Annotated in this window: 29 protein-coding genes and 1 pseudogene; 24 read left to right on the forward strand and 6 right to left on the reverse strand. The window is 73.2% G+C overall.

All coding sequences use genetic code 11. The features are described from left to right. Nucleotides 1-167: 167 nt before the first annotated feature. From ACQP10_RS10880 to ACQP10_RS10890, 3 genes are all read left to right on the forward strand, one after another. Nucleotides 168-1028, forward strand: a complete 861-nt coding sequence (locus ACQP10_RS10880; protein ID WP_376770491.1) for a helix-turn-helix domain-containing protein — start codon at nucleotides 168-170, stop codon at nucleotides 1026-1028. Then, nucleotides 1029-1265 (forward strand): DUF397 domain-containing protein, encoded by a 237-nt coding sequence (locus ACQP10_RS10885; protein ID WP_179818668.1) that lies wholly within the window; start codon nucleotides 1029-1031, stop codon nucleotides 1263-1265. A gap of 125 nt (nucleotides 1266-1390) precedes the next feature. Next, on the forward strand, nucleotides 1391-1711 hold the full coding sequence (locus ACQP10_RS10890) for a hypothetical protein (RefSeq protein ID WP_389997639.1): 321 nt from the start codon (nucleotides 1391-1393) through the stop codon (nucleotides 1709-1711). Here ACQP10_RS10890 and ACQP10_RS10895 read toward each other — a convergent pair. Beyond that, nucleotides 1708-2289: a histidine phosphatase family protein gene (locus ACQP10_RS10895; RefSeq protein WP_346020517.1), complete on the reverse strand. Its 582-nt coding sequence runs from the start codon at nucleotides 2287-2289 to the stop codon at nucleotides 1708-1710. The genes ACQP10_RS10890 and ACQP10_RS10895 overlap by 4 nt on opposite strands. Before the next feature lie 196 nt (nucleotides 2290-2485). On the opposite strand from ACQP10_RS10895, the gene ACQP10_RS10900 reads away from it, so the two are divergent. The 11 genes and pseudogenes from ACQP10_RS10900 to ACQP10_RS10950 all read left to right on the forward strand — a co-directional run bounded on the left by ACQP10_RS10900 (nucleotide 2486) and on the right by ACQP10_RS10950 (nucleotide 13922). Then, nucleotides 2486-3346 carry a Gfo/Idh/MocA family protein gene (locus ACQP10_RS10900; protein ID WP_346020516.1) on the forward strand — a complete coding sequence of 287 codons (861 nt, stop codon included), beginning with the start codon at nucleotides 2486-2488 and terminating at the stop codon, nucleotides 3344-3346. 405 nt (nucleotides 3347-3751) lie between these two features. Continuing rightward, on the forward strand, nucleotides 3752-4714 hold the full coding sequence (locus ACQP10_RS10905) for a helical backbone metal receptor (protein ID WP_179818664.1): 963 nt from the start codon (nucleotides 3752-3754) through the stop codon (nucleotides 4712-4714). A 204-nt stretch (nucleotides 4715-4918) separates the two neighbouring features. After that, entirely contained in the window at nucleotides 4919-5923 is a 1005-nt protein-coding gene (locus tag ACQP10_RS10910) for a FecCD family ABC transporter permease (RefSeq protein ID WP_179822825.1), read from the forward strand. Beyond that, complete coding sequence (locus tag ACQP10_RS10915; RefSeq protein ID WP_433541300.1) at nucleotides 5920-6924, forward strand: ABC transporter ATP-binding protein; 1005 nt, start codon at nucleotides 5920-5922, stop codon at nucleotides 6922-6924. Before ACQP10_RS10910 ends, ACQP10_RS10915 begins: the two co-directional genes overlap by 4 nt. Before the next feature lie 25 nt (nucleotides 6925-6949). Continuing rightward, a complete protein-coding gene (locus tag ACQP10_RS10920; RefSeq protein WP_179818663.1) occupies nucleotides 6950-7627 on the forward strand; it encodes an adenosylcobinamide amidohydrolase in 678 nt (225 codons plus the stop codon). A gap of 39 nt (nucleotides 7628-7666) precedes the next feature. Next, nucleotides 7667-8263: a Uma2 family endonuclease gene (locus ACQP10_RS10925; RefSeq protein ID WP_179818662.1), complete on the forward strand. Its 597-nt coding sequence runs from the start codon at nucleotides 7667-7669 to the stop codon at nucleotides 8261-8263. 174 nt (nucleotides 8264-8437) lie between these two features. Then, nucleotides 8438-10159 (forward strand): hypothetical protein, encoded by a 1722-nt coding sequence (locus tag ACQP10_RS10930; protein ID WP_346020513.1) that lies wholly within the window; start codon nucleotides 8438-8440, stop codon nucleotides 10157-10159. A 77-nt stretch (nucleotides 10160-10236) separates the two neighbouring features. Then, a pseudogene (locus ACQP10_RS10935) lies at nucleotides 10237-10899 on the forward strand (serine/threonine-protein kinase); the annotation flags it as partial. 298 nt (nucleotides 10900-11197) lie between these two features. Further along, a complete protein-coding gene (locus ACQP10_RS10940) occupies nucleotides 11198-11779 on the forward strand; it encodes a hypothetical protein (RefSeq protein ID WP_346020967.1) in 582 nt (193 codons plus the stop codon). A 79-nt stretch (nucleotides 11780-11858) separates the two neighbouring features. After that, a complete protein-coding gene (locus ACQP10_RS10945) occupies nucleotides 11859-13073 on the forward strand; it encodes a sensor histidine kinase (protein ID WP_433541301.1) in 1215 nt (404 codons plus the stop codon). 159 nt (nucleotides 13074-13232) lie between these two features. Beyond that, nucleotides 13233-13922, forward strand: a complete 690-nt coding sequence (locus tag ACQP10_RS10950) for a response regulator (RefSeq protein ID WP_179818659.1) — start codon at nucleotides 13233-13235, stop codon at nucleotides 13920-13922. Here the strand turns inward: ACQP10_RS10950 and ACQP10_RS10955 are convergent. Next, nucleotides 13862-14566, reverse strand: a complete 705-nt coding sequence (locus tag ACQP10_RS10955; protein ID WP_179818658.1) for a hypothetical protein — start codon at nucleotides 14564-14566, stop codon at nucleotides 13862-13864. The genes ACQP10_RS10950 and ACQP10_RS10955 overlap by 61 nt on opposite strands. A 425-nt stretch (nucleotides 14567-14991) precedes the next feature. Here ACQP10_RS10955 and ACQP10_RS10960 point away from each other — a divergent pair, with 425 nt between their 5' ends. Genes ACQP10_RS10960 through ACQP10_RS10970 form a run of 3 tightly spaced genes read left to right on the forward strand, consistent with a single transcriptional unit; the run spans nucleotide 14992 to nucleotide 17232 of the window. Then, nucleotides 14992-15921 carry an alpha/beta hydrolase gene (locus tag ACQP10_RS10960; RefSeq protein ID WP_433541302.1) on the forward strand — a complete coding sequence of 310 codons (930 nt, stop codon included), beginning with the start codon at nucleotides 14992-14994 and terminating at the stop codon, nucleotides 15919-15921. 33 nt (nucleotides 15922-15954) lie between these two features. Continuing rightward, nucleotides 15955-16410: a GbsR/MarR family transcriptional regulator gene (locus tag ACQP10_RS10965; RefSeq protein ID WP_179818656.1), complete on the forward strand. Its 456-nt coding sequence runs from the start codon at nucleotides 15955-15957 to the stop codon at nucleotides 16408-16410. Between the two features lie 9 nt (nucleotides 16411-16419). After that, nucleotides 16420-17232 (forward strand): class I SAM-dependent methyltransferase, encoded by an 813-nt coding sequence (locus tag ACQP10_RS10970; RefSeq protein WP_179818655.1) that lies wholly within the window; start codon nucleotides 16420-16422, stop codon nucleotides 17230-17232. A 120-nt stretch (nucleotides 17233-17352) separates the two neighbouring features. Here the strand turns inward: ACQP10_RS10970 and ACQP10_RS10975 are convergent, their stop codons facing one another. Then, nucleotides 17353-18006, reverse strand: coding sequence for a TetR/AcrR family transcriptional regulator (locus tag ACQP10_RS10975; protein WP_179818654.1), 654 nt, complete (start codon nucleotides 18004-18006; stop codon nucleotides 17353-17355). Between the two features lie 210 nt (nucleotides 18007-18216). Further along, entirely contained in the window at nucleotides 18217-19062 is an 846-nt protein-coding gene (locus tag ACQP10_RS10980; RefSeq protein WP_179818653.1) for a class I SAM-dependent methyltransferase, read from the reverse strand. 229 nt (nucleotides 19063-19291) lie between these two features. On the opposite strand from ACQP10_RS10980, the gene ACQP10_RS10985 reads away from it, so the two are divergent. The 3 genes from ACQP10_RS10985 (at nucleotide 19292) to ACQP10_RS10995 (ending at nucleotide 21744) form a co-directional block, all read left to right on the forward strand. Next, entirely contained in the window at nucleotides 19292-20245 is a 954-nt protein-coding gene (locus tag ACQP10_RS10985) for an anion permease (protein ID WP_399499651.1), read from the forward strand. Continuing rightward, nucleotides 20242-20877: a DUF47 domain-containing protein gene (locus ACQP10_RS10990; protein WP_312873029.1), complete on the forward strand. Its 636-nt coding sequence runs from the start codon at nucleotides 20242-20244 to the stop codon at nucleotides 20875-20877. The genes ACQP10_RS10985 and ACQP10_RS10990 overlap by 4 nt, the downstream gene beginning before the upstream one ends. 180 nt (nucleotides 20878-21057) lie before the next feature. Next, complete coding sequence (locus ACQP10_RS10995; RefSeq protein ID WP_346020508.1) at nucleotides 21058-21744, forward strand: hypothetical protein; 687 nt, start codon at nucleotides 21058-21060, stop codon at nucleotides 21742-21744. Between the two features lie 93 nt (nucleotides 21745-21837). On the opposite strand, the gene ACQP10_RS11000 is transcribed toward ACQP10_RS10995, so the two are convergent. Both ACQP10_RS11000 and ACQP10_RS11005 read right to left on the reverse strand, forming a co-directional pair. After that, nucleotides 21838-22104, reverse strand: a complete 267-nt coding sequence (locus ACQP10_RS11000) for a carboxymuconolactone decarboxylase family protein (protein ID WP_346020507.1) — start codon at nucleotides 22102-22104, stop codon at nucleotides 21838-21840. 406 nt (nucleotides 22105-22510) lie between these two features. After that, on the reverse strand, nucleotides 22511-23254 hold the full coding sequence (locus ACQP10_RS11005; protein WP_346020506.1) for a class I SAM-dependent methyltransferase: 744 nt from the start codon (nucleotides 23252-23254) through the stop codon (nucleotides 22511-22513). A gap of 127 nt (nucleotides 23255-23381) precedes the next feature. Between ACQP10_RS11005 and ACQP10_RS11010 the strand changes: the two genes are divergently transcribed. The 4 genes from ACQP10_RS11010 (at nucleotide 23382) to ACQP10_RS11025 (ending at nucleotide 26265) form a co-directional block, all read left to right on the forward strand. Then, nucleotides 23382-24332: a phosphotransferase family protein gene (locus tag ACQP10_RS11010; protein ID WP_433541303.1), complete on the forward strand. Its 951-nt coding sequence runs from the start codon at nucleotides 23382-23384 to the stop codon at nucleotides 24330-24332. Nucleotides 24333-24476: 144 nt separating this feature from the next. Beyond that, nucleotides 24477-24989: an AAA family ATPase gene (locus tag ACQP10_RS11015; protein ID WP_433541304.1), complete on the forward strand. Its 513-nt coding sequence runs from the start codon at nucleotides 24477-24479 to the stop codon at nucleotides 24987-24989. Nucleotides 24990-25081: 92 nt separating this feature from the next. Then, nucleotides 25082-25411 carry a glyoxalase superfamily protein gene (locus ACQP10_RS11020; protein WP_346020503.1) on the forward strand — a complete coding sequence of 110 codons (330 nt, stop codon included), beginning with the start codon at nucleotides 25082-25084 and terminating at the stop codon, nucleotides 25409-25411. A 14-nt stretch (nucleotides 25412-25425) separates the two neighbouring features. Further along, a complete protein-coding gene (locus ACQP10_RS11025) occupies nucleotides 25426-26265 on the forward strand; it encodes a phosphotransferase family protein (RefSeq protein ID WP_433541305.1) in 840 nt (279 codons plus the stop codon). The last annotated feature ends 155 nt before the right edge of the window (nucleotides 26266-26420 follow it).

A 26420-nucleotide genomic window follows, 5' to 3' on the forward strand; every position in this document is an offset into this window, starting at 1 on the left:
TGCAGGTGCAAGAGCGAATGCACGTGCATTGGGCGTGTGCAAGCGCTACGGTTACCGGTAAGTCGGTCGATCAACGCGGAAAGGGGATTTTCCGCGGCCAAGCAAGTCACGGGCCGCGAAGTGACAAACTGTCGATCAGGAAAGCGAGCGAGGAGCACCACGTGTCCATGGACCCGCCCGGTACCGGTTCCACCGTTCGGCGCATCATGCTCGGCGCGAGCCTGCGCCGCCTGCGTGAGGAGAAGGGACTCACCCGCGGGGCCGCCGGATTCCACATCCGCGCCTCGGAGTCCAAGATCAGCCGGATGGAACTCGGCCGTGTCGGTTTCAAGACCCGCGACGTGGAGGACCTGCTCACCCTGTACGGCGTGCTCGACGACGCGGAACGGCGCGGCCTGCTGGAGATGGTCCGCGAGGCGAACACCCCCGGATGGTGGCACAAGTACGGCGATCTGCTGCCGAACTGGTTCACCACCTACGTGGGGCTGGAGGAGGCGACGAGTGTGATCCGCACCTACGAGGTGCAGTTCGTGCCCGGCCTGCTCCAGACGTCCGACTACGCGCGCACCGTGATCCGGCTCGGCTACCCGGACGCGCCGGAGGCGGAGATCGAGCGCCGTGTGCACATGCGAATGCAACGGCAGGAGCGCTTCACCCGCAAGGACGGCCCGCGCCTGTGGGCGGTCATCGACGAGGCGGCCCTGCGCCGGCCCATCGGGGGCAAGGAGACCATGCGCGAGCAGATCCAGCACCTGCTGGAGGTCGCCGCGCTGCCCAACATCACCCTCCAGGTGATGCCCTTCAGGTTCGGTATGCACGCGGCCGAGGGGGGCGCGTTCAGCATCTTACGGTTTCCCGAGTCCGACCTGTCGGACGTCGTTTACGTCGAGCAGCTCTGGGGTGCCCTCTACCTGGACAAACGTGAGGACGTCGATCCCTACCTCACGGCCATGGAGCAGCTGTGCGTGGAAAGCACCACGCCCGGGGGCACCGCCGAGATCCTCGGCGACCTTCTCGGAGAGATCTAAATGGAGAAGACCTACAACGGCATGCCCGCCACCGATCTGGCGGGAGCCAGGTGGCGCAAGAGTCGCTACAGCAACTCGCAGGGCAACTGCGTCGAGCTGGCCGAGCTGTCGGACGGCAGCATCGCCGTCCGCAACTCGCGTTTCCCCGACGGCCCGGCCCTGATCTATACACGCGACGAGATCCGCGCCCTGGTGCTCGGGGTGAAGGACGGGGAGTTCGACAGCCTCACCGTGTAACAGTGTTTTTACATCCGGCTCATCTGGTTAACAGGGTCGCGCCGGAGGCGTAACCGGGGGAGCGGCACGAGGGACGAAAGTGGGTCCCACAGTTGATTGGGGGGCTTCCGACCGTGCTCGACCAGATGACCTTGTATCCCGTGTCCGACGACGTGCTGTTCGCACCGGGCGGGCGCGTCGTGATCCGCACCTACGGTGTGGCCTCGCCGGCCGCGGAGGACGGAACGCCCGCCCCGGTGACCTACCGCACGTGGGTCACCGGGGTGCGCGACAGGCCCCGCTACTGGCGGTGGCGGCACTTCGAGGAGGCCCGCCGCGGCCACCACGGGGTCATCGAATGGCTGACGGGCCGCGGACCGCAGCCCGGCCCGGCGGTCCCCGGCGAACCGGCACCCGCCGCTCCGGAGGTCCCCGCCGGGCCGGTTCCCGGCGGGCCGGTCCGCTAAAGCGGGGCGTTCCAGCTGAGCACGACCGGTTCGGCGTGCTCGTACCCCAGCCGGGAGTAGGTGCCGGTGTCCAGCCGGAAGAGCCTGCCGTCGGCGGGGGGAAGGTCCAGCCAGCGGGCGCACAGCACCCGCAGGAAGTGCCCGTGGGCCACCAGCGCCACCTCGCCGCCGGCGGCGCGGACCCGGCCGATCACCCGGTCGGCGCGGGCCCCGACCTCCGCCGCGCCCTCACCGGGGTGGTCGGCGTCGCCGGGGACCACCCCGTCACGCCACAGGTACCAGCCGGGCCGGTCCTCGCGGATCGCCGAGGTGGTGATCCCCTCGTACCCGCCGTAGTCCCACTCCCAAAGGTCGGGGTCGATCTCGTAGTCGGTGAGGCCGGCGAGCTCCGCCGTACGGCGGGCCCGCGTCGCCGGGCTGACCAGCACCAGGTCGAAGGATCGCTCCGCGACCAGCCGGGCGAGCGCCCGCGCCTGGGCCTCCCCCTTCTCGGTCAGCGGCAGGTCCGTGCGCCCGGTGTGGCGGCCGTTGCGGCTCCACTCCGTCTCACCATGCCGTAGCAGGAACATCTCTCTCATATGCCACCCATCATGCCGGTACGGCCGGCCCGGCGCCCCCGCCGCCCCGGCCGAGGCGCCCCTCGCGCGGCCGGTCCGGTGTCTTCGTCGCCCCGGCGGGAACCCCGCGCGACCGCCCGGCCCTCCCGCCGTCCGGCCCCTCCGCTCCGGTGGAGCGCCCCCGTCCGGCGGACCGCCCCGTGAGAAACTTGGGGGCGTGACGATATCTGTGGGCCTGGTGGGTGCCGGGCCGTGGGCCGAGAAGGTGCACGCGCCGATGCTGTCGGCCGGACCGCACACCCGCCTGACCGGCGTGTGGGCGCGACGGCCCGGAGCGGCGGCAGGGTTCGGCGTCCCGGTCTTCGAGCGGATCGAGGAGCTGTTCGACAGCTGCGAGGCGGTCGCGTTCGCGGTGCCGCCCGCCGTACAGGCCGAGCTGGGCGTGCGCGCCGCCAAGGAGGGCAAGGCGCTGCTGCTGGAGAAGCCGCTCGCGGCCGACCTGGAGGGGGCCCGGCGGCTGGCGGACGCCATCGCCGAGGCCGGGGTGCCCTCACAGATGGTCCTCACCTGGCGCTACTCGCCGGCCACCCGGGCGTTCCTGGCCCGGGTCTCGGCGATCGAGCCCTTCGGGGGCCGGGCGGCCCACATCTCCGGCGCCCTGCTCGGCAGCGGCTTCACCAGCCCCTGGCGGCTGGAGCGCGGCGCGATCCTCGACGTCGGCCCGCACATGATCGACATGCTGGACGCCGCGCTCGGCCGGGTCACCGCGGTCCGCGCCCACGGCAACACGCGGGGCTGGGTCGGCCTGCTGCTGGAGCACGAGGGCGGCGCGGTCAGCGAGGCGTCGCTGTGCATGAGCGTGCCGGGCGACAAGCCGCCCGCCACCGTCGAGGTCTACGGCAAGCTGGGCACGGAGGCCATGGACGGCGACCGGCTCGGCCCCGACGTCTTCTCCGTGATGCTCGCGGAGTTCGCCGAGACCGTGCACGGCGGGGGCGGCCACCCCCTCGACGCCGCCCACGGCCTGCGCCTGCAGGAGATCATCTCGGCCGCCGAGGAGCAGCTCACCCGGGCCTGACGGCCGGGCGCCGTGCCGCCCCGCGCCATGGGACACCGTGCGGCGGCGCGCGGCGCACCGCGGGCGGAGTCCGGACGTCCCCGGGCGGCCCGAGGCGTCCCCGGGCGGCGCGGGGGCGTGACCGGGCGGCCCGAGGCGTCCCCGGGCGGCACGGGGACGTGGCCGGGTGGTGCGGAGCCGATCCGAGGACCCCATGTCACGACTCCCCGGGGAATTGGTAACGTTTGCCCGACGCGCAGCGTGTAGCGAAGTCCGGTGTGAGTCCGGCGCTGTCCCGCAACTGTCATGGTCCCCAAGGGGCCGAGCCAGGTCGCCTCCGCTGTGCCGACGTCGTCAACCCTCGTGGAAAAGGGTGATCCGTCATCTCTACGGGTCTCTCGGTTCCGGCAACTGAAAGGACCTCGGTTGAGGCCCGTACGCCCCGTTCTCGCCGGCGCCCTCCTCGGCGTGCTGGCCCTGTCCGGATGCGGCCAGAACTCCTCTTCGTCCCCCGCGTCCCCCGCCGTCTCCTCGGGGACGGGCTCCGCGCCCGCCGCCCAGGCGGCCGGGTTCCCCGTCACGGTCCAGGCCGGCAACGGCTCGGTCACCATCGCCAGGAAACCCGAGCGCGTCGTCTCCCTGTCGCCCACCGCCACCGAGAGCCTGTTCGCGGTCGGCGCCGGGACCCAGGTCGTCGCGGTGGACGACCAGTCCACCTACCCGGCCGAGGCTCCCAAGACCGACCTGTCGGGGTTCAAGCCGAACGCCGAGGCGATCATCGCCCAGAAGCCCGACCTGGTCGTGCTCGCCAACGACATCGACGGCATCGTCGCCAAGCTGACCAAGGTCAACGTCCCCGTCCTGCTTGAGCCCGCGGCCACCAAGCTCGACGAGACCTACGACCAGATCGGCGACCTCGGCGCCGCCACCGGCAACAAGCCCAAGGCCGACGAGGTCGTGGCCGGGATGCGCAAGCGGATCGACGAGCTGGCCGCCGCCGCGCCCAAGGACAAGAACCTCACCTACTACCACGAGCTGGACACCACGCCCTACTCGGTGACGTCCAGCACGTTCCTCGGACAGATCTACGGGCTGTTCGGCCTGACCAACATCGCGGACAAGGCGCCCGACCCGGCCGGCGGCTACCCCAAGCTCTCCGCCGAGTTCGTCGCCCAGGCCGACCCGGACCTGGTCTTCCTGGCCGACACCAAGTGCTGCGCCCAGACCGCGGCCACCCTCGCCAAGCGCCCCGGCTGGTCCAAGCTCTCGGCCGTCAAGAAGGACCGGGTCGTCGAGCTCGACGACGACGTCGCCTCCCGCTGGGGACCGCGCGTCGTGGACCTCGCCGAGAAGGTCGGCGAGGCCGTGCGGAAGGCCGCGGCCGACTAGTTGACCCGCTCCGCCCGCTCCTCCGGTGTCCCCGGCGCCCGCGCCGGGGACACCGTCCGCACCGAGGAAGACGCCCGCGCCGGGGACACCGCTCCCGGGGGGCCGCCGTCGCACGACCCGGACCGGGGAACGGCCGGGTCCTCCCGCCGCGCGGAAACCGGCGACCGCGCCGGACACCCGGGACGCGCGGCCCGGCTCCGGCCGGTGGCGGCGCTGACCGCGGTCGGGGCGCTCCTGGCGAGCGCCCTCGCCGCGCTGCTGGTCGGCGCCGCCGACATCCCGCCGGGAAAGGTGGCGCTGCAGCTGCTCGACTGGCTGCCGTTCGTCTCGGCCGACCCGGGACTGGCGCCGGTCGAGCAGGGCCTGCTGTGGGAGCTGCGGCTGCCCAGGGTCCTGCTCGCCGCGGTCGTCGGCGGCCTGCTCGCCTGCGCCGGAGCCGCCTACCAGGGCGTCTTCCGCAACCCGCTGGCCGATCCGTACCTGCTGGGCGCCGCGGCGGGCGCGGGCCTGGCGACCACGGCGACGGTCGTGTTCGCCAGGGGCGACGACCAGTCGCTGATGATCCCGGCGGCCGCGTTCGCCGGGGCGATCGGCGGGGTCCTGCTCGCCTACGCGCTGGGCAACATCGCCGGCCCCGGCGGGGGCACCGCCACGCTCGTCCTGGCGGGCGTGGCCGTCACCTCCTTCCTCACCGCCATCCAGACCTTCCTGCAGCAGCTCCGGGTCGAGGAGCTCCAGCGCATCTACTCCTGGATCCTCGGCAACGTCGGCGGAGGCTGGAGCCAGCTCGGGCTGGTCGCCCCCTACGCGGCGGTCTCGGTGGCGATCATGCTGTTGCACGGCAGACTGCTGGACGTCCTGTCCGTCGGCGACGACGAGGCCGCGAGCCTGGGACTCAACGTGGCCAGGGTCCGGTTCGCCGTACTGCTCGCCGCCTCACTGGCCACCGCCTCGGCGGTGGCCGTCAGCGGCCTGATCGGGTTCGTGGGGATCGTGGTCCCGCACGCGGTCCGGCGTCTCGCCGGCGGGTCCTACCGGGTCGTCCTTCCTCTCTCGCTGCTCGGCGGCGGCGCCTTCCTGGTCCTCGCCGACCTCCTGGCCAGGACCGTCCTCGCCCCGGCCGAGCTGCCCATCGGCGTGGTCACCGCCTTCGTCGGCGCGCCGTTCTTCGTCGCCGTGCTCCGCGTGACCAGGAGGGCGGACGCGTGAGCGGCCGGGACATGGGCGGGGGAGCGGCGATCCGCCGAATCGCGGGTGGGAGCGGCGTGGACGACGGAGACGGCGGGGACGGCCGGGACACGGCGGGCGGTGTCGAGGTACGCGATCTCGAGGTCGTGCTGGAGACGCGGACCGTGCTGTCCGGCGTCGGCCTGCGGGTGCGCCGCGGCGGCTGGCTGGCCGTCATCGGGGCCAACGGCGCGGGCAAGTCCACGCTGCTCAAGGCGGTCGCCGGGATGCTGCCCCACTCGGGGGAGGTGCTCATCGACGGCACGCCGGTCCGCGCGCTCAAACCCCGGGAGCGGGCGAGACTGCTGGCCTACGCCCCCCAGGCACCCGCCCTGCCGGGCGACATGACCGTCTTCGACTACGCCCTGCTGGGCCGCACGCCGTACATCCCCTACCTGGGGCGCGAGGGCCGCCGCGACCGCGAGGTGACCGCGTCGGTGCTGGAGCGCCTCGACCTGTCGGCCCTGGCCCGCCGCCCGCTCGGCCGGCTGTCCGGCGGCGAGCGCCAGCGCGTCGTGCTCGCCAGGGCGCTGGTCCAGCAGGCCCCGGTGCTCCTGCTCGACGAACCCACCACCGCCCTCGACCTGGGGCACCAGCAACAGGTCCTGGAGCTGGTCGACCGGCTCCGGCTCGCCGACGGGCTGACCGTGGTCACGACCCTGCACGACCTGGGCGTCGCCGGCCAGTACGCCGACATGATGACGCTGGTCGCCGGGGGCCGGGTCGCCGCGTCGGGCTCCCCGGCGGAGGTGCTGACCGGCGAGCTGATCGCCGAGCACTTCGACGCCCATGTCCGCGTCGAGACGGACCCTTGGGGCCGGCCGCAGGTCCACCTGGAACGGCCCGGCCGCCCCGGACGGCGAGGCCGTCCGGACCGGGAGGACCGCTCGGACCGCCTGGATCGGGAGGACCGTACGGACCGGGAGGGACATCCGGACACGCCGTCCGGGCCCGGTGCCCGCGGGGAGGACCCGTGCCGCTGATCCACCGCGTTCCCCAGGAGGGCCCGTGCTGCTGAGTCACCGTGTCGAGGACGGGGTACGGCTCGCCTCGCTGCTGTGGAAGTTCGGCCCCGGCTGGCGGGCGATCTCCTCGGCCATGGTCGGCGGCGGCATCGGCCCGGTGGAGTGGGTGCTCAACGCCCAGGTCCCGGGCGGCTACGCGCGGATGGACCCGGTCGCCCACCTGCTGGAGATGGCCCCGCCGGGCCGCGGCGTCGGCATGCTGACCGCCGCGTCCGTCGAGAGGTTCACCCGGGCCGTCGACGGGGGAGTGGAGGTGGCCGCCACCACCGGGCTGCGCGTCCCGACCTGGGCCGCCGCCCCCGAGGGCGCCGCCGACCCGGAACTGGCCCCGATGCACCTGCCCGGCACGATCAACATCATCGTGGCCGTGCCGGTCGCGATGAGCGACGCGGCCCTGGTCAACACGGTCATGACGGTGACCGAGGCCAAGACCCAGGCGCTCGTCGAGGAGGGGTTCCCCTGCACGGGCACCGCCTCCGACGCGGTCTGTGTGGCCGTACGCGACGACGGGCCCGAGGAGCCGTTCGGCGGCCCGCGCTCGCTCTGGGGCGCCCGCGTCGCCCGCGCCGTCCACTCCGCCGTACGGCGAGGCGCCCGCGACTGGGCGGGGCGTGACCGGAGCATTACCCGGGGTGAGGAGGTTTCCGGAACTACCATGTGAGCGAGGGCCGGACTCCCGATACTTGGGCAGGTGACCGCTATGGCGACGACAGAACCTACGACAGGGCACGCCCCCGAACGGACGGTTCTCCGCGGAAAACCGCCGTTCAGCGTCGACGACCTGCTGACGTTCCCCGACGACGGGAACCGCTACGAGCTCTTCGACGGGAGCCTTCTGGTGAGCCCTTCTCCCACCCCCATGCACCAGCGCGCCCTCGCCCGCCTGCTGAGGCTTCTTGAGGACGCTGCGCCGCCGGAGTTCGAGCCGCTGCCGGAGGCCAACCTCGGGATCGGCCCCCGAGACTTCTTCATCCCCGACCTCGTCGTGGTGCCGACCGAGGCCGTCGAGGAGACGGAGCTCATGTTCGCCCCCGACGACATCCTCCTGGCCGTGGAGCTGGTCAGCCCGACCACCCGTAAGCGCGACCGGCACATGAAGCGTTCGGCCTACGCCGCCGCCGGGATCCCCTTCTACTGGCGGATCGAACTCGCCGAGGGTCCGTGCCTGTACGTTCACGAGCTGGCCGACGACGAGTACAAGCCCGCGGTGAAACACGAGGCCGGTGAGACCGCGAGACTGGTGGCCCCCTTCGAGGTGGGCTTCGACCCGGCGGTGCTCCTGCGACCCCGCGGCTGACCCCGGCGGCCGTCCCGCGGGCCGGTGCTCCCCGGCCCCTGGACCGGGCCCTCCCGGCCAGGTGGGACCGGGCTTCCCGGGTGTGAGCGGACGGATTCCCTCCGTATCCCTTCCGCGCCCTTGACTTCTGCTCTACGGTTGCCAGGCTGTCCTTATCCCCCCTGTGGAGTGGCCATGCGGCGGTTGGGCTCGGCTCTGGTGTTCCTCGGCGGCCTCGGTGTGGTCGTCGCCATGACGGCGCCCGCGCTGGCGCACGAGCATCCCAGCGGGATCACCGATCTGGTGACCCCCGCGGTCGTGCGGGTCGAGGCGACGGCGCGCGTCGACGTCACACTGCTCGACCACATCGGCGAGCTCGTCCACGTCGAGCGGAGCTACGAGGTGCCGATCGGTTCCGGCACCGGGACGGTCGTCACCCCCGAGGGCACCGTCGTCACCCTCACCCGGGTGGTCAAGAGCGCCAAGGACGTCGAGGTCTACGCCGCGAACAGGATCTTCGCCGAGCACCACAAGGTCAAGATCCCCGCCGACTTCGAGCGGCACCACGCCAAGGACGACCGGATCGACCACCACCTGCAGGAGTGCTATCCGCCCAAGCGGCCCACGGCGACCTGCATCTTCGACGTGACCACCGAGATCCGCGTGTTCCCGAACATCTCTCCCCCCGACCGGAAGGGGTTCAAGGCGGAGATCGTCACCACCGCCGACAGCCCCGACGGTCCCGCCGTGCTGGCCCCGGCCGGCCGCGCCGACGGCGGCACGGGCATGCCCACGGCCCCGCTGGCGGCCTCGGTGCCCGACAAGGAGGGCTCGCCGGTGTCGGTCGCCGGTTTCACCGGGCGGCCCGCCGCGAACCTGCCGGAGACCGTGGACATCGCACACCTGCGCGCCGGCGGCGCGGGCGAGGGCGGCCGGCGCTTCAAGGACCCGGAGGGCAAGGCCGACGAGCCGAAGAAGCTGGGCGCCCTCATCGACCGGGGTCTGCTCGGCGGGCCGGTGATCGAGGACCACAAGGGCGAGGTCGTCGGGCTGCTGGCCGGCGGCGGTGACGACGCCCGGATGCTCGGCGTCCGCGAGGTGGCCAGGGCGCTGGCCGAGGCCCGGGTCACGCCCCGGCGCGGCCCGATCGACGCCGCCTTCGAGCAGGCGCTGACCCGCTTCCACACCGGCTACTACGGCGACGCCGTACCGGCCTTCCAGCGGGTCCTGGAGCTGTACCCGGGGCACACCGTGGCCGCGACCCGCCTGAAGGAGGCCCAGGCCAAGCGCGGCACCGCCGAGGACAAGGGCGCCGCCCAGGCGCGGTCCTCCCTGGCCGACGACCGTCGCGGACCGCCCCTGTGGATGTTCCTCGCGGCAGGCGGCGTGCTGGTGGCCGCGGTGCTGGCCGCCGCGCTGCTGCTCTGGCGCCGCGGCGCCGCGACGGGGGCGCCCGGGACATCCGGAAGGTCCGGGACGTCCGAGGGGCCTTCCGGGGAGGAGACCGAGGTGGCGGGGCCGCCGACGCCCGTCCCGCCGCCGTTCCGGCCGCCCGCGGAGGCGGCCGACCCCACGGTGGCGGTCAACCGGTCCTTCCCCGCGCTGCCCAGGACGCCCTCCGGCCCCGGCCGTTCGGTGCTGGTCGCCCGCGACCCCGGAGCGGACCCGGGCGGGACGGGCGCCCGGAGCGCGGAGACCGGCGGGACGGGTGCCCGGAGCGCGGACACAGGCGGGACGGGCGCCCGGAGCGCGGGGACCGGCGGCGGGGCGGCGGAGGGTCGCGGCCCCGGCACCCTCTCCGAGCAGGAGACCCGGCCCACCGGGACGGGCCCGCAGCGGTACTGCACCGCCTGCGGCATGCGGCTGGGGCCCGCGCACCGGTTCTGCGGCTACTGCGGCCACCCCTGTGAGACGTGACGACCGTGAACGAGAGAAGCCTGATCGGCCAGGAGATGGCCGGATACCGCATCGAGGACGTCATCGGCAAGGGCGGCATGGCCGTGGTCTACCTCGCGGTGGACCCCCGGCTCAACCGCCGGGTGGCGCTGAAGATCCTCAACCCGTTGCTCAGCGAGGACGACCGGTTCCGGCGGCGCTTCGTGCTGGAGTCGCGGACGGTCGCGAGCATGGACCACCCCAACATCATCCCGATCTACGAGGCCGACGCCGCCGCCGACGGCACCCTCTACATCGCGATGCGCTACGTCGACGGGCCCGACCTGCGGCGCCTGTTCTACGACCGGGGGCCGATGCCGGTCAGCCAGGTCAACCGGATCTTCGCCCAGGTCGCCGCCGCGCTGGACACCGCGCACGCGCACGACCTGATCCACCGCGACGTCAAGCCCGCCAACATCCTGATCGCCGGCCACGCCGAGGGCGACCACGCCTACCTCACCGACTTCGGCATCACCAAGCACCGCACCTCGCTGTCCGGGCTGACCGAGACCGACCAGTTCATCGGCACGCCCCGCTACATGGCCCCCGAACAGATCAACAAGGAGCGCATCGACGGCCGCTGTGACCAGTACGCCCTGGCCTGCGTGGTCTACGAGGCGCTGTCCGGGCGGCTGCCGTTCGAGCGCGACAACGAGATCGCGCTGCTGTGGGCGCACCTCGCCGAGACGCCCACCCCGCTCACCGCGCTCCGGCCCGAGCTGCCCCTGGAGGTGGACGGGGTCATGGCGCGGGCGCTGGCCAAGTCACCCGAGCAGCGCTACGACACCTGCGCCCGGTTCGTCGCCGAGTTGCGCGACGCGATCAGCGGCCGGCCGTACGAGCCCGTCGCGGGCATCGCGCCGGCGGGGACGGCGGGGACGGCGGGAGCGGCGGGGCGGTCCGAGGCGCGGTCGGACCGGACGGGGAGCGGACCGGGCGGGGAGCGGGACACCGGAGAGCGACCCGGCGGGGCGCGGGCCGGCGCGGCCCGGCGGCCGGCGGATCGTCGTCGGCGCGGCGGTGGCGATAGCGCTGATCGTCGCGTTGGTGGCGACGCTGGCGACGGTCCTGCGCGGCGGCGACGAGTGGGACTCCTACCCGGGCTCGCCCGCCGTGCCGATCGCCTTCGAGCATCCCGGCGGCTGGGAGCCGCGCCCGCACGCCGACGTGTTCGTGGTGGCCTCGCCCCGGGCGGAGGACTTCCGGGCGCTGTTCGGCACGCCGGTCACCGCCGACTGGGCGACCGTCAACCGGATCATCCGGGACGCGCCGGAGGACGCCGTCGGCGTCTACGCGCAGACGCTGGGCACGCTCGACCCGCGGGGGAACGCCCAGCAGCTCCAGGAGACCCTGCAGTCGTCGCTGCCGGGCACGGTCAACGTGTTCTCCGAGGTGGTCCAGGTGCGGGTGGGCGGGCAGCCCGGTGTGCGGCTGGAGGGGTCGATCGCCGACCCGCAGCGCGGCGGCCGGCTGGACTTCACCGGCTGGGCCGTGGAGCGACCGGACGAACCGGCCCTTGTGATCTACTTCTGCGCGCCGACCGCGTGCGACGACGCGCTCGCCGACCGATTTGTGCGGAGTGTCTCATTTCAGACGTTCTGACTTGCAGGCGGCTTGCAAACGGGTTGGCCGGGCGATCCGCCCTATATGAAGAAGGGGCGCGGCGGTCTAGTCTCCCCGCATGGCGGTTCCCCTCCCCCTTCCCCGGCGCCTCCGTGCGGCGCCGCTCGTCCGGCATCTCCGCACACTGCCCACCCCCGACCTGCTGATCGGCTGCGCGGTCATCGCCCTGGGCACGCTGGAGGCGTTCACCGTGGCGGCCGACTACGGCGCCACCGAGACCCCCGAGCTGTGGTGGATCGGCCAGGCCCTCGTCACGGGCCTGCTGATCTGGTTCCGGCGCAAGGCGCCCGTCGCGGTCTTCATCCTGATGATCCTCGCCCAGTACGTCTGGCACCGGCAGGGCTACGAGGCGTGCCAGACCTGGCAGCTCGCCTCCCTGCTGATCGTCTTCCACACGGTCGGCGCCGAGCTGAACCTCAAGCGGGGCCTCGCCTGGGCCACGGCCGGGATCCTGGTCTTCGACTCCGGCGCGGTCGACCACCGCTGGCTCCCCTTCGACGAGGTCATCTTCCTGACGGTCATCTTCGGCGCCGCCTACCTCACCGGTTTGGCCGTGCACGCCTACGCCGCGCGGGCCCGCCGCCTGGCCGAGCACGCCGAGCGTGTGGAACGTGACAGGGAACGCAGGGCCGCCGAGGCGGTCGCCGAGGAGCGGACCCGCATCGCCCGCGAACTGCACGACGTGGTCGCGCACAGCGTCAGCATGATGGTCATGCAGGCCGGGGTGCTGCGCCGTACCGGCTCCGGGGACGGCGAAGCATTGCTCGGCATCGAGCGGACGGGCCGCGAGGCGGTCGAGGAGCTGCGCGTCATGCTCGGCGCGCTGCGCATGCCGCTGGACGAGGCCATCCCGCAGCCGGGCCTGGACATGCTCACCGGCATGGTCGGCACGCTCGCCTCCTCGGGCCTCAGCGTCGCCCTCGACGTGACGGGCGAGCCGGTACGGCTCGCGCCGGGCCTGGACCTGTCGGCCTACCGCATCGCGCAGGAGGCCCTCACCAACGCCGTCAAGCACGCCGGCGAGTCCGACATCCGGATCACGCTCTCCTACCTTCCCGACCGCCTGGAGATCGAGGTGGTCGACGGCGGCGGCACCGCCGCGCCGGAGCTGTCGGCCGGCCTGTCGACCGGCAACGGCCTGATCGGCATGCGGGAGCGCGCCGAGCTGTTCGGCGGCGGCTTCGAGGCGGGCCCGCGCCCCGAGGGCGGGTTCCGGGTCCACGCGTCCCTGCCGATCAGGCAGGAGGTGTTCGCCGGTGGACGGGCCGGATAGACCGGGCGGACCGGTCCGCTCCGTCGGCGGGCCGAGCGGATCGAGCGGGTCGGGCGGGCCGAGCGGGCCGAGCGGGCCGGTGCGTGAGCCGGCCCGCGGAGCGGGCGGGAAGACCAGACGATCCCTGCGGGCCGCGGCGCGGCCGGATGAGGAGCGGAGATGAACAGCGGACAGGGAACGGACACCGGCGTCGTCCGCATCGTGATCGCCGACGACCAGGCGATGGTGCGCGCGGGGCTGCGGCTCGTCGTGGAGAGTGAGCCGGGCATGGAGGTGGTGGGCGAGGCGTCCGACGGCGTGGAGGCCGTCGCGGTGGCCCGCCGTACCCGGCCGGACGTCGTGCTGATGGACATCTCCATGCCGCGCATGGACGGCCTCGCCGCGGCCGGGCAGATCCTCGGCTGGCCCGACCCGCCGAAGGTCGTCATGCTCACCACCTTCGACACCGACGAGAACCTCTACGCGGCGCTGCGCGCGGGCACCAGCGGCTTCCTGCTCAAGGTGTCGCCGCCCGAGCAGCTCGTGGAGGCCGTCCGCGTCGTCGTGGGCGGTGACGCGCTGCTCGACCCGGCCGTCACCACCCGCGTCATCGCCTCCTTCGCCGGCCGCCACGAGCCCGCGCCGCCGCCGCACCTCGCCGAGCTCACCCCCCGGGAGCTGGAGGTCCTGCGCCTGCTGGCCCGTGGCCTGACCAACGCCGAGATCGCCCGCGAGCTCTTCGTCGGAGAGGCCACGGTCAAGACCCACGTGGCCCGGGTGCTGATGAAGCTCCACCTGCGCGACCGGGCTCAGGCGGTGGTGTTCGCGTACGAGTCGGGGGTCGTACGGCCCGGCGCCGCGGTCGGGTAGTACGAGACCCACTCCTCACGGCTCATCCGGAGCATCTTCACGCCGAGCGAGCCGAGCGCGACCACCGGGGCCGCCCACAGCACCACGGTGACGGGACCGTACTCCACGAGCATGGAGGCGACGTATCCGATCCCCGCGACGAGCGGGACCCACCAGTGCGCGAAACCGGCCCGCCAGACGCCGACCAGCAGGATCGGCAGGCCGAAGATGGCGAGGAAGATCCAGGGCATCTGGAAGCCGAAGACGAAGCCGGGGAGGTCCATCATCTCGTTCAGGATGCGCTGGGCCTCCTCGGGGCTGTAGTGGCGGCCCAGCCACCACTCCACCGGGTCGCTGAGCAGCAGGCCCGAGAGGTTGACGAAGCCGAGGGCGACCAGCGGGCCCATGATGTGCCCGAAGACCGCGGCGCGGCGGCGCATCACGTGCATCAGGGCGAGGGCGGCCAGGCCGAGCAGCAGGTAGGCCCAGTGGTACAGCACCGACTGGACCTGGGCGAGCGCGGGGTTGTCGCCGTAGCTGACGGCCTCCCGGCTGTCGCCCCAGGTGCCGGGGTCGATGACGACGGCGATCGCCTGCAGGAGGGGTGCGACGATCAGCAGCGTGCCGGAGGCGACGCGCCGGAACGTGGCGGAGTCCTTGAACATGGGGTTTCCTTGCGGGTTCACGGGGCGTTTCCCACCCCGCGTCCGCGGGGCGTTTCCGCGCCCCTGATGCCTGTGCGGGGCTCGCGGCCCTCCCGGGCCGCCTGCGACGGTCCTTCTCCCGGAGCCGCCGCGGTCACGGCCCCTCTTCCGGGCCGCCCGCGACGGTCCCTCTTCTCGGGACCGTCCAGAGGAAGGTAGGCCGCTGCCCCGCCCCGGGTCGTCCGCCTCCCGGCTGATCCGCCGTCCCCCACGCGGGCTAACGCCCCGTCCGGTGACGGGGCAGACGCCGGCGGGCGCGCGGCGGCCGGAGGCAGGAGCGCGCCGGTCGGCCAGGAACACCGGCCCGGTGATGCGGCTTCCAGATTGACATTGCTAGCTATTTCAGTCATGTTTGAAATAGCTAGCAAACAAGTATGGAGCAAGCCATGGAACACGTGATCTTCAACAGCCTCGGCACCCGCTGCGCGGGCGATCTCTACCTGCCCGAGACGAACGACCCGGTCCCCGGGCTGGTGCTCGGGCACAGCGGGGTGATGGTCAAAGAGGCGCTGGCGTTCTTCGCGCCGTACTTCGTCAAGGCCGGCTTCGCGGTGCTGGCCATCGACTACCGCACGGTCGGCTCCAGCGAAGGCGAGCCGCGCGGCCTGGACCACCCGGAACGGCAGGTGGAGGACTTCCGCAGCGCCGTGTCCTATCTGCAGACCCGTCCCGAAGTGCAGCCGGAGCGGATCGGGGTGTGGGGGGTGAGCATCGGCGGCTCGGTGGCGACCCAGGCCGCCGTGCTCGATCGGCGCATCAAGTGCGTCGTCGTGCAGAGCCCCAGCGTGTGGAACGGATGGCGGTACATGGAACGCCTCCTGGGCCGTGCCGGTGTCCACGCGCTGCGCGACCGGCTGCAGCAGGACTGGCAGCGGCGCTACGAAGGCGGGCAGAGCGCTCGCGTGCCGCACCTGACGCTGGAGGGCGACAGCGTGAAGGACACCCCGGACATGTCGACCCGCCTGTTTCCCACCTACCGCAACGAGAAGACCCTCGACTCGGCCGAGCGCCTGCTCACCTTCGCACCGGAGAACCTCATCCACCGGCTCGCGCCGACGCCGCTGCTGATGATCGCCAACGGCGGCTGGGACCCGTACCACATGCTCGAGGAGGCGCAAAGCGCCTTCGCCAAGGCGGGCGAGCCCAAGCGGCTCGCGGTGCTGCCCTACGACGTGCTCGGTCTCTACACCGGCCCGGGACTGGAGGAGGCGATGGCGCTCGCGATCGACTGGTTCGACCTCTACCTGCGCAGGACCCGGCTCGCGGACATCACCCCGACACCCACCTACGAGTCGGTGGCCGCCATGACACAGTGAACCGGCACACGGTCAACAACGGAGGATACGACGATGAGCACTGAGGAACAGCAGGACCGGCTGCTCCGCTGGGTGGAGCGGGTGGCCGCCTTCTGCGTCGAGGAGTGGGGGCTGCCGCCCATCACCGGACGCATCCTCGGCTGGCTCATGATCTGCGATCCGGCCGAGCAGTCCGCCGGGCAGATCGCGGAGGTCATCCAGGCCAGCCGGGCCTCGCTCACCTCGAACATGCGGTTTCTCACGGCCATCGGCCTGGTCAAGAAGGTGAGAAGGCCCGGCGATCGCGTCTCCTACTACCGCATCGAAGACGACGCCTGGCAGAAGGTCATCCAGCGCAAGCTCGAAAGCCTGAGCGCGTTCGGCGAGATCGCCGACGAAGGGCTCGACATCGCGGGCGGCGAGGGGGACCGCACCGAGCGCATCAAGGCCGCCCACGACTCCCTGACGTGGCTGCAGAGCCTCGCGGCCCGTCATCCGCTACGCCGTTAAGGAATCCCCATGCACCGCTGGCAACCCAAGCTCGGGCTGATCCAGGAAACGCTGCTGCTCACCCTCTACGCCAGAGCCCTGGACGCCGGGCGGCCCAGCCCGATCCTCGGCGACACGCTCTCCGCCGACCTGGCCGGCGACATCGACTACGACTTCGGCAAGCTGAAGGTCAAGCCCAACCTCGTCCTCACCACGGCACTGCGCGCCAAGAAGCTCGACGGCGTCGTCCGCGCCTACATCGCCGCTCACCCCGGATGCGTGGTGCTCGACCTGGGCTGCGGCCTGGACACCAGGATGTTCCGCTGTGATCCCCCGCCCGGCGTCGACTGGTACGACATCGACTTCCCGGAAGTGGTGCACCTGCGGGCCGGATGTCTGCCCGGCCGTTCCCACCTGATCGGAGCCGACCTCACCGGCTCCGACTGGCTCACGGCCATCCCCGGTGACCGGCCGGCGATGGTCGTCGCCGAAGGGCTGCTCCCCTTCATGCCCGGCGACTCCTTCCAGGCGATGACCCGCGCGCTGGCCGGGCATTTCCCTTCGGGCGAGCTCGCGCTCAACGGCTACACCCGCTTCGCCGCCTGGGCCATGAAGTACCACCCGACCATCAAGGCGCTCGGCATCAAAGCCGCCCAGGGCTTCGACGACCCGCACGAACCAGAGTCCTGGGACGCCGGCCTCGAACTGATCGAGGAGCAGATCCTCACCCGCGCACCGGAAACAGCCCGGTTCCCGCAACCCCTACGCGCGCTGACCCGTCTCACCGCCCGCAGCACGGCCTTGTCTCGGCAAGGGGCACGCATTCTCCGCTACCGGTTCTGAGCCCGTGCGGGCGGCGAGGTCGCCAGCAACCTCCCAGACCGTCATCGACATGACGACGCTCACCCTAACGATCGATCGTCAGGACGCGGTGTGTTTCCGCCGTATTCCGGCCGTACCCGCTTAGGAGGCGGGACGCGGGGCGATGCCGCGCATGAGGGTGGTGACGACGCCCTCGGCGAAGTCCGGCTCCGCCTCGGCCGGAGCCGGGCCGGAGCCGAGCAGCAGGCGGGGCAGGACCTGCTCGTGGCAGGCGCCGACGATCAGCATCGCGGCGGCTTCGGCGGAGGCGTCCGGGGACAGGCGGCCGAGGTCCTGCTCGGCGCGCAGGTAGCCGGCCAGGATCGCCTTCAGCCCGTGCCCGTCTCCCAGCGGGTTCGGCATGGCGTCGAACAGCCGCATGACCTCGGGCTGGGAGAACAGACCCGCGAACGCGGGCAGGAACGCCGCGTGCAGGGCCAGGCCGTACCCGACGCAGGCGCGGAGGTTGGCCTCGACGTCACCCTCGCCCGCCCTGACCGGCAGGCCGCCCAGTGCCCGCTCGACGTTGCGGACGTGGGCGTGCAGGGCGAGCGCGATCAGCTCCTCCTTGCCCGCGAAGTGGTTGTAGAGGACGCCGTCGGCGACCCGCGCCTCGCGGGCGATCTCCCGTACGGTGAGCCCGGCGGTGCCGCGCCGGGAGATCAGGCGCTCGGCGGTGGTGACGAGGTGCTCGCGCAGGCTCTGCCCGCCCTCGCCCTCGCCGTCCCGCAGGACGGCCGCTTTTCTCGGTGACATCGCGTCCCATCGTAGTCAGGCGTCCCCGCCCCGGCCGCCCCCGCGGGGCCGGGGCGGGGACGGGGGACGGCCCGGCCGGGTGAGCGGGCCGCGCGGCGTCCGGGGACGGACGCCGTTCAGCAGGGCCCATGAGCGCGCCATGGGAGCGGGCCGCGCGGCGGGCGGGGACGGACCGGGCGGACCGGCCGATCGTGCGGGTGGGCCGCGAGGTCAGGGACGGGCGGCGGTGACCAGCCAGGCGGCGCCGCGCAGCCGTACGGCGCCTGCCTGCTCGAAGGGGCGCAGCGCCTCGACGAGCGCCTCGCGGGCCTGGGCGGCGGCGGCCGGATCGACCTGGTCGAGCAGGAAGCGGACCGGGCCCCAGGCGCCGAGGAACGCCCCGGCGTCCTCGGCGTCGCGCCCCCAGTGCTGGGGCGCGTCCACGGCCGTCACGTCCACCTTCCCGAATCCGGCGCCGGACAGCACCTCCCGGACGCGGCCGGGATCGGCCAGCGACTCCGGCCCGGGTCCGCCGTGCTCGGTGGTGGCGGGCCGCCGCGGCAGGTGCCGGGCCATCGCCGCGAAGACCTCGCCCAGCTCGTTGTCCTCCATCCTGCGCAGGGAGAGGAACGCGAGCCGTCCGCCGGGGCGCAGCGCGCGGCCGATGTTGGCGAACGCGGCCACGGGGTCGGCGAAGAACATGATCCCGAACCGGCTGACGGCCACGTCGGACCCGGCGGCGGGGAAGGGGTGGACCTGGGCGTCCCCCTGCTCGAAGGTCACGTTGGCCAGGCCCTCGGCGGCGGCACTCGCCCGTGCCCGCGCCAGCATCGGCGCCGACAGGTCCACCCCGGTGGCGTGGCCGAGCGGGGCCCGCCGCGCGGCCAGGCGCGTCACCTGGCCGTTGCCGCACCCGATGTCGAGCACCCGGTCGCCCTCGCCGACGGCCGCCGCGTCGAGCAGGTGGTCGTTGAACCCGCTGTTGACGGCGTCGTAGCGGTCCTGGTTGCCGGCCCAGTGCTCGCCCTCGTAGCCGTTCCACGCCTCGGCCTGGTGGGTGTTGACGACGGATCCCATCGGATCTCCTCTCGGGGCCGCCCCGGGGCGACCGTACGTGCTTCTCCAGTCGTTATGAACGTATGTTCATGAACGCTCGTTCATAATGGGACGCGCAACGGCCCGTGTCAATCACGGGTGCGGGTGGGGAATCGTCCGGAAACGGAGTCGGGGAACGCCCGGTCGGGCAAGCTTGAAGAGACGGCGCGCCACCCGACGCGGCGCCGCCGCCGGCCGGATGGGGGGACGTGTGCAGCTCGACGTCGTCGTGCTGGGCGCGGTCGCGTGCGTGTTCGCGGTCGTGTCCGGGGCGAACGACGGCGGCGCGCTGCTGGCGACCGGCCTCAAACTGCCCAGCGTGCGCCCGGCGGCGGGCATCCTCGCCCTGACGGCGGCGCTCGTGCTCGTGCCGCTGGCCTCCCAGCGGGTGGCGCTGACGTTCGTGACCCGGCTGGGCGGGTTCGGCGGCCCCGGCGGCCGGCAGGCCATGACGATCGCCGTGCTCTCCGCCTTGGTCGTCGTCGCGGTGCTCAGCGGCTCGGGCCGCCCGACCAGCCTCACGCTCGCCGTCGTCGGCGGCCTGGCCGGCGCCGGCATCGGCTGGGGGCTGCCCGTCTCCGGCGGGGCGGTCGCACTGGTCCTGGCCGTCGCCCTGGCCGCGCCGTTCGTCGGGGCGCTGGTCGCCTGGGTCGTGGCGCGGCTGCTGGGCCTCGCCACCCGGCGCGGCCTGCGCCGCTGGCACCTGGCCGGATTCGCCCTGCAGTGCGTCGCCTACGCGGCCAACGACGGACAGAAGATGCTCTCCGTCTTCATGATCGCGCTGGGCGTCTCCCGGGCCCCGTTGTCCGTCACGTCCGCCGCGGCCGCCCTGTTCGCCGCCGGGACGCTGTACGGCCTGCCCCGGGCCGGCCGTACGCTCAGCCGGGAGATCATCGTCTCCCGGCCGCTGCACGGCGTCGCCGCCGAGCTGGCCTCCGGCGCCGCGGTGGTCGGCTGCGCCGCGGCGGGGATGCCGGTGAGCATGACGCAGGCCATCGCCGGCGCCCTGATCGGGGCGGGCGTCTCCCGGGGCGGCGGCAGGGTCCGCTGGCCCGCCGCGCTCAGGATCGTCGTCGCCTGGGCGCTGACCCTGCCCGCCGGCGGGCTGCTGGCCGGGGTGGTGGCGCTCGCCGTACGGCTGGCGGAGAGGGGGGCCGGGCTGTGAGGCGGCGGCTGCGGCGGATCCGCGACCTGCTGACCGGCCGGATGGACAGCACGCTCGCCGACGCGTTGATCGGCCAGCTGGAGGCCACCAAGAAGGGCGCCTGGCTGGCCCTGTCCATGATCGGGGGAGAGGTCGGCAGGGCCGGCGCGCACGAGCGGATGCGCGCCATCGAGCACCTGGGCGACGAGGAGCGCCGGCGGCTCGTGGCGGAGCTGACCGACGCCGTCGTCACGCCCATCGACCGGGAGGACCTGTACCGGCTGTCGCGCGCCATCGACGACGTGCTCGACTCGCTGCGCGACTTCGTCCGGGAGTCGCACCTGTACCGGGTGCCCGAGCAGATCCGCTTCTCGCCGCTGCTCGACCAGGTGATCGTCGGCATCGAGGCGCTGGAGAACGCGGTGACCGGCCTGTCCGCCAGGCCCGCGGCGGTGATCGAGGACGCCCTGGAGGCCAAGAAGGCCGGCGGCGCGATCCGCAGGATGTACCAGTACGAGATCTCGCGCATCTTCTCCGGGAAGCTGACCGCCGAGGCGATGAAGGAACGCGAGCTGGTCCGCCGCCTGGAGATCGTCGGCGTCGCCATCGGCAACGCCGCCGACGCCATCGCCGACGGCGCGATGAAACGCTGACCCGCCGTCTCCCGCCTGCCGTCCCGCCTGGTTCACATCGATCATGACGATACGGCCGGCTCACCGCGGGTGCGGCGGTGACGCCGTCACGATCGACGATGCGCGCCGGCGATCGCGGCCGGTCGCGTCCCCCTGAAGGCCGCCCTTGCGGGGCCGGCGCCGGACGGCCAGACTGCGCGCATGATCTCTCACGGCGGCGGGTGGGCCGGCGAGCGGAGCGGGCGGATCGAGGAGCTGGGCGGGCTGATCCACGCGGGGCTGCGCGGCGGCGACCTCGATGCGGAGCTCGTCGTCGAGCTGGCCTTCCTGATGGAGGAGCACGGCCGGGTCGGTCCGGCCACCCGCGAGGTCGTCGAACGCCCGATCGCCCATCTCACGCCGGCCGACCTGGCCCGGTTGGGGCGGCGGCTGCTCGGCGACATCGGCTTCGGGCCGAGCTTCGTCCTCGACCCGGGCCTGTGGACGGAGCTGGAGCGGGAGCTCGGCGTCGTGGAGCGCGACGTCCGCGCCGCCGGGATCACCGGGGAGCTGCGGCTGGTCATCCCCGACTGGGACGACAGCGGTCACGCCTGGGTGGAGTTCCGGGGGGCGACCCAGGGCAACGGAATCCGGCCCGGCGGGGGAGGGCTCGCCGGGGTCGCCGACGCCGTGCAGGAGGTCGTCATGGAGATGGCCTGGACGGTCTGGCCCGTCTGCCCCGAGCACGACCGCGGCCTGCACGTCGCCCGGGAACGCGGACGGGCCGTCTGGCGGTGCACCGCGGGAGGGTCGCACGCCGTCGCCCCGGTGGGGGAGCTGGGACACGGCCGTCCGGCCGTCCGGGCCCACCGGCCGCCCGCGACACCGCCGCCCCCGGCTCCGCGCTAGGGGCTTCCGGAACGGCGTCGTCGTTCTGGCTCCGAACCGCGCGGGCCCGGCCCGATCGAACGATCTCGGGCCGGGCCGCGATTCGCCGGCCGGTCAGCTCGACAGGCCGGTGAACACGGTCGACTCGCGCCAGGCGGCGACCAGGTGGAGCCGGACCGCGGTTTCCCCGGCCGCCGCGGCGTCCTTGGTGTGGTAGTCGACGCAGAAACCGCAGCCGTTGATCTGGCTGGCCCGCAGCATCACCAGGTCCTGGACGGCCTTGGGCAGCGATGACTGCTCGATGGCCAGGGCGACGTTGTAGATCCGCTTGCTGATCTTGGCGCCGAGCTCGTTGCCCATCAGGTTCATGCGGGGTTCCATGACTTCGTCCTCACTCGTGGGGTCGCGCACCATGTGGATCATCCGCGCGGCGGCCTGACGGACATGGAGATGCCGGTGACCCGATCCCCGTGACAGGCGGGCGATGTGACGCTCGCCACTGTCCACGGGTGTCACGGAACGGGAGGGGAGACCACCTTGTGCTGCTGAGTACGGGCTCCTCGGAACCGGTGTGGGTTCCCGAAGACATCCCACGGCGCCAGGATCTGTCCGAAGCTCGGATCATGAGGCGGGCCGGTGTCCGGGGGGCGACACCGGCCGGGCCGGTGTCGGCCTGACGCGGCCCATGCCCATGCCCGCCGACCTGGCCGAGCCGGTTCGGGAACGTCCGGCAGGACGTCGTCCGATGCTCTCGTCGGTGCCGCGTCGCCAGGGACCGCCGGGCGAGCTAGCCGTCCAGCGGGAGGCGGTAGACGGACACGTGGGACGGCGAATCGGCGGTGAACTCCGTCCCGGACCAGTCGGCGTGCCTGCTCTCCAGCGCGAACCCGGCGAGCCGGGCCATGAGATCGAGTTCGGCCGGCCAGATGTAGCGGTGCGGGCTGCGGGACAGACGGGCCTGTCTGCTCTCGTCGAACCTGAAGTGGTGGGACACGACGTGCTGGCGCAGCACGTCGTAGGTGTCCAGGCCGATGTAGCCGGGTTCGTGGTGCCACACCGTGGCCTGCTGCCCCGGTGGGAGCCTGCGCAGCTCCGGCACCCAGAGTTCGATCACGAACCGGCCGCCCGGGACGAGGTGGCGGGCGGCGTTGCGGAAGCACTCGACCTGCTCGGCCTGGGTGAGCAGGTTGGAGATCGTGTTGTAGACGAGATAGACGAGTGTGTACTTCCCCGGCGCGACGGCGGTCGCCATGTCGCCGACGATCACCGGGATCGTCGTCTCGTCCGCCTTCGTCCGCAGCCGGTCGATCATCGGAGCCGACAGCTCGATACCGGTGACGGGCACCCCCCGTTCGGCGAGCGGTACGGCCACGCGGCCGGTTCCGACGGCGAACTCGAGCGCTCGTCCGCCCTCCGCCAGCTCGGCGAGGCGGTCCACGGCCGGCCCCAGGACCTCGGGAGCGAACATGCCGGTGCCCGGCGTGTCATAGCGCTGGGCGGTTTCGACGTCCCAGATCTCTTCCTGACGCATGGCGGCAACGGTGGCAACGGACGCACGGTTTGTCCAAAGGTTTTCGCTGCCCGTGGTTTTCGATGCCCGCGCCGCCGGCTGAGGAAACGGATGGAATCCGAGGCCCCGTCTTCGCCAGGATGAGGACATGAGCGTTCCCGCCACCGGCGTCCGCCTGCCCTGGCACGCCGTGCCCGAGAAGATCCGCCTGGCCGTCGAGGACCACCTGGGCGCGCCGGTCGCCGAGGCCGTGACGCAGACCGGAGGGTTCTCGCCGGGCGCCGCCGTACGGCTGAGGCTGGCGGACGGGCGGCGCGCGTTCGCCAAGGTCGTCGGCCCGGAGCCGAACCCGCGCAGCGCCGACATCCACCGGCAGGAGATCCGCATCGCCGCGGCGCTCCCCGACGCCGCGCCCGCGCCCAGGCTGCTGGCCTCCTTCGACTCCGGCGGCTGGGTGGCGCTGCTGTTCGAGGACGTGGACGGCCACCCGCCCGCCGAGCCGTGGCACGCCGCCGAACTGGAGCGGGTGCTGGACGCCCTGGACCGGCTGGCCGCCGCGCTGACCCCGTCGCCCATCGCGGCGCCCACCCCTGAGGAGCGGTTCGGCGAGGAGTTCCACGGATGGCGGCGTCTGGTCGCGGCCCGCGACGAGGGCGCCGACGACCTGGCCGGGCTCGACCCCTGGGCCGCGCGCCACCTGGACGCGCTGGCGGACCTGGAGACGGGCTGGCCGGCCGCCGCCAGGGGAGAGACCCTGCTCCACGGCGACATCAGGGCCGACAACCTGCTGCTCACCCCCGGCGAGGTGATGGTCGTCGACTGGCCGTGGGCGTTCGTCGGGGCGCCGTGGCTGGACCTGCTGCTGATGCTGCCCAGTGTCCGGATGCAGGGCGGCCCGCCGTGCGAGGAGGTCTTCACCGCCCGCCCGGTCGCCCGGGACGCCGACCCGGAGGCGGTGACGGCGGTGCTGGCCGCGCTCGCCGGTTTCTTCGTCGGCCACTCCCGGCGGCCCGCCCCGCCGGGCCTGCCCACCCTGCGCGCCTTCCAGGCGGCCCAGGGCCGGACCGCCCTGGAATGGCTCCGCGCCCGCCTGCCGTAGCCGCCGGGTCCCATGCCCGCCGACCCCGGGAGCCGCGGCCCTCCTGGCCACCGGCCCTCTGATCGCTGTCGCCGACCGGGACGGCAGGCGTTGTCCTTCGCGCGTCCGTCGTGCGACGAACCCCGGAACGACGAGGAGACGAGGATGTTTCTGATCACTGGTATCCAGGCGGCGGGGAAGTCGACCGTCGCGCAGCTGCTCGCCGAGCGGCTCCCGCGCTCGGTGCACGTGCGCGGAGACGCGTTCCGCCGCATGGTGGTCGGCGGACGGGAGGAGATGACCCCCGAGCCGTCCGAGGAGGCCCTGCGGCAGCTCCGGCTGCGGCACCGGCTGACCGCCCAGGTGAGCGAGACCTACGCCGAGGCGGGGTTCACCGTCGTCGCACAGGACGTCATCCTGGGCGGTCTCCTGACCGAGACGGTCGAGATGATCAAGATCCGCCCGCTCCGGGTGGTCGTCCTCGCCCCGCGCCCGGAGGCCGTGGCCGCCCGCGAGGCAGGACGCGGCAAGGACGCCTACGGGCTGTGGGCGATCGAGCAGCTGGACCGCGTGCTGCGTGAGGAGACGCCCCGCATGGGCCTGTGGCTCGACACCTCGGACCAGACTCCCGCCGAGACGGTGGATGCCATCCTCGCCGGCGCCCGCGGCGAACCCTGACCGCGGTCACCGGCCGCCGCCCCGCGGGTCGCCGGAGGCCGATCGGCCGTATGGCACGGACCCCGGTCGTCGTGGTCTGGAAAGATGATCATATGGATGAGCTGATCCCCGTTCTTCGGGTCGAGGACGCCGCGGCGGCGGCCGGGTGGTACGAACGGCTGGGTTTCACCAAGCAGTGGGAGCACCGGTTCGAGCCGGGCTTTCCCGCTTTCGTCGAGGTCGCCCGGGACGGGATGCGGATCTTCCTGTCCGAGCACGAGGGTGACGCGCGCCCCGGCACGCTGCTGTACCTTCGGGTGGCCGACGTCGACGCCGTGGCCGCCGAGTTCGGCGCGCGGGCGCGGGACGTGCCGTGGGGCCGCGAACTCGAACTCCGGGACCCCGACGGGAACCGCGTCCGGGTCGGCACCCCGACGGACTGACGGAGGAGCGGAACATGGACGAGCCGGTGCCCGACGACCTGCTGGAGATCGCCGACGCCCTCCTGCCGGGCGCCCCGCTCGGTACGGCCCGCCTCTTCAGCGGCGGGATGCACGACGTCGTCCTGCTCCCCGGGGTCGCGGCGGTGCGGGTCACCAAGCGCCCGTCGGGAGCCGCCGCCCTGCCGCGCCGTACCGAGCTGCTGCGGGTGATCGCCGAGGCCGGCCTGCCGTTCGCGGTGCCGGAGCCGCTGACGCCGGTGACGATGTTCGGGGAGCGCGCGGCCGTCGCCGTCTCGTGGCTCGACGGCGCCGCGATGCCCGACGGCGAAGGCGACCCGGAGAGGATCGGCGAGCTGCTGCGGGCGCTGCGGGAGCTTCCCGTCACCGCGGAGCTCCGGGCGGTGCTGGGCGCGCCGCGCACCTACACCGGCGGTGACCACTGGTCGGGGATCCTGGCCGAGGAGGTGCTCCCGCGCCTGCCCGCCAGATGGCGGGAGGAGGGCCGGCGGCGTCTCGACGACGCGCTGGCCCTGGAGGAGGTCCCCGACGCCCTCGTCCACGGCGACCTCGGCGGCGGCAACGTCCACTGGGGCGAGGACGGCAAGCTGGTCGGCGTCCTGGACTGGGACCGGGCCCACCTGTTCGACCCGGCGGTCGACGCCGCCTTCATCGGATGGATACACGGCTGGGACAACGTCCGCGCCGCCGTGGACGGCGACACCTACCGCCGCGCCCGGGTCTGGGACCGTGCGTTCGGCGTCACGCACCTCGTCGCGGCGCTCGACGGCGGGCCGATCGCGAACGCCGAGAGCTACGTCCAGCACATCGTCGCCTGGCTGGAGCAGTACGGCTGACCGCGGCGGTACGGCCGAGCGTCGGCTGACCGCGGCCCGCCGCCTCGCCGGCCATGACGATACGGCCGCATGGCCGCCGGACCCGCGGGGATCCGGCCATGTCGTCATGATCGACGCGGGCGGCCCCCGGAAGATCGATGGAGCGCGGATTTTCC

It is taken from the genome of Streptosporangium sandarakinum, assembly GCF_050942225.1.
Classification (GTDB): Bacteria; Actinomycetota; Actinomycetes; order Streptosporangiales; family Streptosporangiaceae; genus Streptosporangium; species Streptosporangium nondiastaticum.

What these genes read in the sequence shown, in the direction of transcription:
- ACQP10_RS10880 (WP_376770491.1), top strand. Translation starts at nt 168, where the DNA reads ATGGACCCGCCCGGTACCGGTTCCACCGTTCGGCGCATCATGCTCGGC.
- ACQP10_RS10885 (WP_179818668.1), top strand. Translation starts at nt 1,029, where the DNA reads ATGGAGAAGACCTACAACGGCATGCCCGCCACCGATCTGGCGGGAGCC.
- ACQP10_RS10890 (WP_389997639.1), top strand. Translation starts at nt 1,391, where the DNA reads ATGACCTTGTATCCCGTGTCCGACGACGTGCTGTTCGCACCGGGCGGG.
- ACQP10_RS10895 (WP_346020517.1), bottom strand. Translation starts at nt 2,289, where the DNA reads ATGAGAGAGATGTTCCTGCTACGGCATGGTGAGACGGAGTGGAGCCGC.
- ACQP10_RS10925 (WP_179818662.1), top strand. Translation starts at nt 7,667, where the DNA reads ATGGCGACGACAGAACCTACGACAGGGCACGCCCCCGAACGGACGGTT.
- ACQP10_RS10930 (WP_346020513.1), top strand. Translation starts at nt 8,438, where the DNA reads ATGCGGCGGTTGGGCTCGGCTCTGGTGTTCCTCGGCGGCCTCGGTGTG.
- ACQP10_RS10945 (WP_433541301.1), top strand. Translation starts at nt 11,859, where the DNA reads ATGGCGGTTCCCCTCCCCCTTCCCCGGCGCCTCCGTGCGGCGCCGCTC.
- ACQP10_RS10950 (WP_179818659.1), top strand. Translation starts at nt 13,233, where the DNA reads ATGAACAGCGGACAGGGAACGGACACCGGCGTCGTCCGCATCGTGATC.
- ACQP10_RS10955 (WP_179818658.1), bottom strand. Translation starts at nt 14,566, where the DNA reads ATGTTCAAGGACTCCGCCACGTTCCGGCGCGTCGCCTCCGGCACGCTG.
- ACQP10_RS10960 (WP_433541302.1), top strand. Translation starts at nt 14,992, where the DNA reads ATGGAACACGTGATCTTCAACAGCCTCGGCACCCGCTGCGCGGGCGAT.
- ACQP10_RS10965 (WP_179818656.1), top strand. Translation starts at nt 15,955, where the DNA reads ATGAGCACTGAGGAACAGCAGGACCGGCTGCTCCGCTGGGTGGAGCGG.
- ACQP10_RS10970 (WP_179818655.1), top strand. Translation starts at nt 16,420, where the DNA reads ATGCACCGCTGGCAACCCAAGCTCGGGCTGATCCAGGAAACGCTGCTG.
- ACQP10_RS10975 (WP_179818654.1), bottom strand. Translation starts at nt 18,006, where the DNA reads ATGTCACCGAGAAAAGCGGCCGTCCTGCGGGACGGCGAGGGCGAGGGC.
- ACQP10_RS10980 (WP_179818653.1), bottom strand. Translation starts at nt 19,062, where the DNA reads ATGGGATCCGTCGTCAACACCCACCAGGCCGAGGCGTGGAACGGCTAC.
- ACQP10_RS10995 (WP_346020508.1), top strand. Translation starts at nt 21,058, where the DNA reads ATGATCTCTCACGGCGGCGGGTGGGCCGGCGAGCGGAGCGGGCGGATC.
- ACQP10_RS11000 (WP_346020507.1), bottom strand. Translation starts at nt 22,104, where the DNA reads ATGGAACCCCGCATGAACCTGATGGGCAACGAGCTCGGCGCCAAGATC.
- ACQP10_RS11005 (WP_346020506.1), bottom strand. Translation starts at nt 23,254, where the DNA reads ATGCGTCAGGAAGAGATCTGGGACGTCGAAACCGCCCAGCGCTATGAC.
- ACQP10_RS11010 (WP_433541303.1), top strand. Translation starts at nt 23,382, where the DNA reads ATGAGCGTTCCCGCCACCGGCGTCCGCCTGCCCTGGCACGCCGTGCCC.
- ACQP10_RS11015 (WP_433541304.1), top strand. Translation starts at nt 24,477, where the DNA reads ATGTTTCTGATCACTGGTATCCAGGCGGCGGGGAAGTCGACCGTCGCG.
- ACQP10_RS11020 (WP_346020503.1), top strand. Translation starts at nt 25,082, where the DNA reads ATGGATGAGCTGATCCCCGTTCTTCGGGTCGAGGACGCCGCGGCGGCG.
- ACQP10_RS11025 (WP_433541305.1), top strand. Translation starts at nt 25,426, where the DNA reads ATGGACGAGCCGGTGCCCGACGACCTGCTGGAGATCGCCGACGCCCTC.